Source organism: Bacteroides sp. (assembly GCF_052357945.1).
Classification (GTDB): Bacteria; Bacteroidota; Bacteroidia; order Bacteroidales; family Bacteroidaceae; genus Bacteroides.
The window spans coordinates 1-4,782 of the sequence record NZ_DAWCXD010000229.1; the positions used below are offsets into that span (position 1 = coordinate 1).

At 43.6% G+C, this 4,782-nt stretch carries 8 protein-coding genes; 1 reads left to right on the top strand and 7 read right to left on the bottom strand.

Annotation, left to right across the window (positions count from 1 at the left end):
* On the bottom strand, positions 1–149 hold a 149-nt coding region (locus tag ACT8YW_RS21845; protein ID WP_444107131.1), incomplete at its 3' end, for an S-adenosylmethionine synthetase N-terminal domain-containing protein.
* A 233-nt stretch (positions 150–382) separates the two neighbouring features.
* Between ACT8YW_RS21845 and ACT8YW_RS21850 the strand changes: the two genes are divergently transcribed.
* Positions 383–571: a hypothetical protein gene (locus ACT8YW_RS21850; protein ID WP_004302899.1), complete on the top strand. Its 189-nt coding sequence runs from the start codon at positions 383–385 to the stop codon at positions 569–571.
* Here the strand turns inward: ACT8YW_RS21850 and folK are convergent.
* The 6 genes from folK to ACT8YW_RS21880 all read right to left on the bottom strand — a co-directional run.
* A complete protein-coding gene (gene folK / locus ACT8YW_RS21855) occupies positions 546–1,031 on the bottom strand; it encodes a 2-amino-4-hydroxy-6-hydroxymethyldihydropteridine diphosphokinase (RefSeq protein ID WP_444107128.1) in 486 nt (161 codons plus the stop codon). The two genes, ACT8YW_RS21850 and folK, sit on opposite strands and share 26 nt — an antisense overlap.
* On the bottom strand, positions 1,031–2,089 hold the full coding sequence (queA, locus tag ACT8YW_RS21860) for a tRNA preQ1(34) S-adenosylmethionine ribosyltransferase-isomerase QueA (RefSeq protein ID WP_004302895.1): 1,059 nt from the start codon (positions 2,087–2,089) through the stop codon (positions 1,031–1,033). Before queA ends, folK begins: the two co-directional genes overlap by 1 nt.
* 17 nt (positions 2,090–2,106) lie before the next feature.
* Complete coding sequence (gene truB, locus ACT8YW_RS21865) at positions 2,107–2,829, bottom strand: tRNA pseudouridine(55) synthase TruB (RefSeq protein ID WP_444107129.1); 723 nt, start codon at positions 2,827–2,829, stop codon at positions 2,107–2,109.
* Complete coding sequence (locus tag ACT8YW_RS21870) at positions 2,829–3,683, bottom strand: undecaprenyl-diphosphate phosphatase (RefSeq protein ID WP_004298884.1); 855 nt, start codon at positions 3,681–3,683, stop codon at positions 2,829–2,831. Before ACT8YW_RS21870 ends, truB begins: the two co-directional genes overlap by 1 nt.
* Positions 3,684–3,685: 2 nt before the next feature.
* Positions 3,686–3,928 (bottom strand): DUF3098 domain-containing protein, encoded by a 243-nt coding sequence (locus ACT8YW_RS21875; RefSeq protein WP_004298881.1) that lies wholly within the window; start codon positions 3,926–3,928, stop codon positions 3,686–3,688.
* Positions 3,929–4,041: 113 nt separating this feature from the next.
* The coding region (locus ACT8YW_RS21880; protein WP_444107130.1) for a cell division protein FtsX at positions 4,042–4,782 on the bottom strand (741 nt) is incomplete at its 5' end.

A 4,782-nucleotide genomic window follows, 5' to 3' on the forward strand; every position in this document is an offset into this window, starting at 1 on the left:
ACCTGTCCGGTAGTTACTAGTGTTTCGCAAGCTACTTTAGAACTGGGGTCGTAAGCCAACAGTTTGTCAAGCACGGCGTCCGATATTTGATCGGCTACCTTGTCGGGGTGTCCTTCCGACACCGATTCGGATGTAAATAAGTATCCCATCTTTTTAAATTAAAGATTATAAATTGAAAATTAAAATTGGGAAAATAAAGAGGGGAGGAAGAGAGCTGCGGAAGCATTGCCGAAAAGGCGTCAACAAGACGTGTTTTAGCATTTTTTTCCGTGGTTGCAAGCTACTCAAATCTGTCCACACTTTCATTTCGGTTGCAAAGATAAAGAGATTTCGGAGATAATGAGTATCTTTGCCACGTATTTAACACATAAATAGATTTATAATGATTCTAAATAAGAAATTAAAAACGCTTTTGGTGCTGGCTCTTTATATAGGCTTCACGATTGCCATCTATGCCATTGTCTGCCATTTCATCGATAAGCCGTTTCAGGAGATTCATTTGCTGTATGCAGTATTGATAGGATGCATTGCCTATTTACCGGTATTTATTGCGGAGAAAAAGAAGAAGTAAGCTCCTTCATCGTTTTTCCAAGTACCGGATGCACTAATCCGGGAGCAATTTCCGCCAGTGGTTTCATGACGAAGTCACGTTCTGCCATCAACGGATGGGGGAGGATCAACTTTGCTCCTGAAGGAGAAGTGGTGGAAAGTATCAGATCATCATAAAGCAACAGGTCAATATCAATCAGGCGGTCGCTATATATGCCGTTGACGGATTTCTTCGTACGTCCCAATTCCTGTTCAATCGCCTGCGTTCTCTGTAAAACGTCTATGGGAGCCAATTCGGTATCTACACAAACCGCTGCATTCAGGAAACTGTTATCGGAAGAAAATCCCCAAGGGGCAGTTATGTAAAAAGCAGACAGGGAAACGATTTTCCCTACCTGCTCTTCTATTTTTTGCACGGCATCCCGAAGATTTTGTTCTTTATCCCCAAGGTTAGTGCCGAGTCCCAGATAAACTTTTGCCATTATTTGTCCAAAATCAGCATTGCATCTCCATACGTGCCGAAACGGTAACCTTCTTTCAATGCTACATGATAAGCATCCATCACCTGGTCATAACCACCAAAAGCAGCTACAATCATCAGTAAGGTAGAAAGCGGCATGTGGAAATTGGAAATCATTGAATTGGCTACGGTAAATTCATACGGAGGGAAGATAAACTTGTTCGTCCATCCTTCAAATTCCTTGAGATGTCCGTCAGTGCTGACTGCGCTTTCAATAGCACGCATCACTGTCGTACCTACCGCACATACATTTCTACCGTTATCTTTGGCACGATTCACGGTTTTCACCGCCATTTCGTTTACAAACATTTGTTCGGAATCCATCTTATGCTTCGTCAAGTCCTCTACGTCGATGTCGCGGAAGTTACCCAAACCAGCGTGCAGAGTGATATATGCAAAGTCTATACCTTTGATTTCCAAACGTTTCATCAACTCACGGCTGAAGTGCAAACTAGCAGTCGGAGCAGTCACCGCACCCTCGTTCTTTGCAAAAATAGACTGGAAGCGTTCAGCATCTTCCGGTTCTACGGGACGGTTGATAATAGAGTGGGGGAGTGGAGTTTCACCCAGAGAATACAGTGCCTTTTTGAACTCGTCATGAGGTCCGTCGTAAAGGAAACGGAGCGTACGTCCGCGAGAAGTGGTGTTATCAATCACTTCAGCCACCATTGAATCGTCCGGACCGAAATATAGCTTGTTACCGATACGTATCTTACGTGCCGGATCAACCAATACGTCCCACAAACGAAGTTCTTCATTCAACTCACGCAACAAGAATACCTCGATACGAGCACCTGTCTTCTCCTTGTTACCGTACAAGCGGGCAGGAAACACCTTCGTATCGTTGAATATAAACACATCCTTATCATCAAAGTAGTCCAACACATCTTTGAACATCTTGTGCTCAATCTTACCTGTATTACGATGCAATACCATCAAACGAGACTCATCCCTATATTTCATAGGATGTAGAGCGATCTTATCCTCGGGTAACTTAAATTTGAATTGTGATAATTTCATATCTATTCCTTATTACGTTAATTATTTTCTTCATCATTTTCTATTTCCTGTCCGTCAATCCACTCTTTAAAGTGTTCGGGGTTCAGGCAGTCTTCCAACCGGACGTCACCTACACGGGTGCGGATCAATCCTGTCAGATGGGCTCCGCTATGGAGTGCTTCGCCGATGTCGCGGGCCAGGGCACGGATATAAGTCCCTTTGCTGCATACGACACGGATTTGAATCATCGGTTCCGGATCATCCAGGCGACATTCCAGCAATTCAATCTCGTCGATAACAAGCTGTTTTGCTTTTAGTTCGACTTCTTCTCCTTTCCGGGCCAGTTCATAAGCACGCTTGCCGTCTACCATACAGGCAGAGAAGGCAGGGGGGACCTGATCGATGGCACCGATAAAGTGCGTCAGCACTTCTTCCACCAGTTCCCTTGTGATATGCTCGGTAGGGTAGGTGGCATCTATTTCATGTTCCAAATCGTATGACGGGGTAGTAGCGCCCAAGCGCAACGTTGCTACGTACTCCTTCGTATGATATTGAAACTCTTCTATTCGTTTGGTTGCCTTGCCTGTACATACAATCATCACCCCTGTTGCAAGAGGGTCCAGTGTTCCGGCATGCCCGACTTTTAGTTTTTTCACTCCGATCCGACGGCAAATATGATAGCGGGCGTGCCCTACTACTTTAAATGAAGTCCATCCGAAAGGTTTATTGAAAAACAGTACTTCTCCCTTTTTAAAATTCATCAGCCAATTTCTAAGTTGTATCCAAGCAGCAGCATTACCAGAATGGTCCCGCCAACAATAATTCTATACCAGCCAAACGCCTTAAAGCCATATTTCGTAACAAAGCTAATAAAGAACTTGATAGCCAGCAAAGCGACGATAAAAGCTACTACATTACCTATAATAAGTGCCGGCATATTGTTAACAAGAATCTCCGTACCACCATCCAGGAAGAGTTTCAACACCTTGTAACCGGTTGCCGCAAACATGGTTGGCACGGCAAGGAAGAATGAAAACTCGGCAGCATCCTTGCGAGTCAGCTTCTGGGCCATACCTCCGACAATGGTAGCCATCGAACGGGATACCCCCGGTATCATGGCAATGCACTGAAACAAACCGATATTGAATGCCTTTCTTTCTGTCAGCACCGTATCTTCGCTTCCTTTCGAAAAAATCTTATCGCAGAACAGCATGAATATACCACCAATCACCAACATCACTGCCACTATCGCTACACTCTCCAGCATCTCGTCTATCTTATCGCTGAACAGGAATCCCAAAATGGCAGCAGGAATAAAAGCAACCAGTAATTTCCAGTAGAAATCGAATTTATGCAGAAAACACTTCAAAGCGGAAGCTCCCGCAGGAGCCGGCGTATGGTTCAACCGGAAAAAACGCTTCCAATAAAGACAAACCACTGAAAGAATCGCGCCAAACTGGATAATAACAGTAAACGCTTTTACAAATTCAGTACTTTCTACTCCTAAAATGTTTTGCGTAATAATCATGTGTCCCGTAGAAGAAACCGGAAGAAACTCTGTCAATCCCTCTACAATAGCAATAATAATCGTCTCAAATGTCGTTAAATCCCCCATCTTTATTCTTCTGTTTTTTGTGTTTTAGGTTTGCGTAATACAGCGTAAATCATAGACAAGAAACCAAACAGGCAAACGACTGGCGCTACCTTGATTCTGCGTACACTGAAAATATCGGGTTCAAAAGAGGTTTCGGACGATGTAGGTCCCGTCATCAATAGAAAGCCGATAATAACAATCGCCATCCCTATCGCGAGCAAGATAAAGTTCACTTTATCAAAGGCAAATTTCTGCTTGTCAGACATAGTTTATTTAATTACAAATTACTAATTTCAATCATTCCCTTAATCTATCAGTCGGTTGTTACGGATGCTAATCACACGCAAACACAGGTTTGCCGTCAGCCATTCGCCATCCGCTAAATATAGTACAGGCTGTTTGCTTTCATTCTCAAGTATTTATTCATGGAGAAATAGGCGCATAGCCACGTTATTACAATTCCAAACGCCAATACGCTTGCACAGACTATCAACATGACTTCAGGCGTGATGACCTGAAGCAATTCCTGTTCGTACGTCACGGCCCAATAAGCGGTCCCCATCAATATGGAATCGGCAACGATGGCTGCCAATATCCCGCTCCATACATTCTTTCGAAGGAATGGCCCCCGGATGAATCCCCAGCTTGCTCCTACCAGCTTCATGGTGTGAATGAGGAAGCGTTTGGAGTAAATAGCCAGTCTTATGGTATTGTTTATCAAGGCAAAAGAGATAAAAGTAAGCACTACCGCCAAGGCAAGCAGTACCAGACTGATATTTCGTATGTTATCATTCACGGCGTCAATTAACTCCTTTCGATAGAGCACATCTTGTATGTTGGTGTTCTTTTTAATCATTTTCTCTATCTTCGCAATGCTGTCGGAGTTTGCATAGTCGGAATGGAGTTTGATTTCAATGGAAGCGGTAAAAGGGTTATAGCCCAAGAATTCTTCCGGATCGGTTCCCATTGCTTCCGTCTGTTCTTTCAGTGCTTGTTTTTTAGAGATATATTCGGATTGTTTCACGAAAGGTTCCTGATTCAGCTTCTTCTGAAGTTTCAGTATATCCGCTTCTTTCATGTCGTCACTGATAAGAACGGAGAAACTGATATTCTCGCGGAC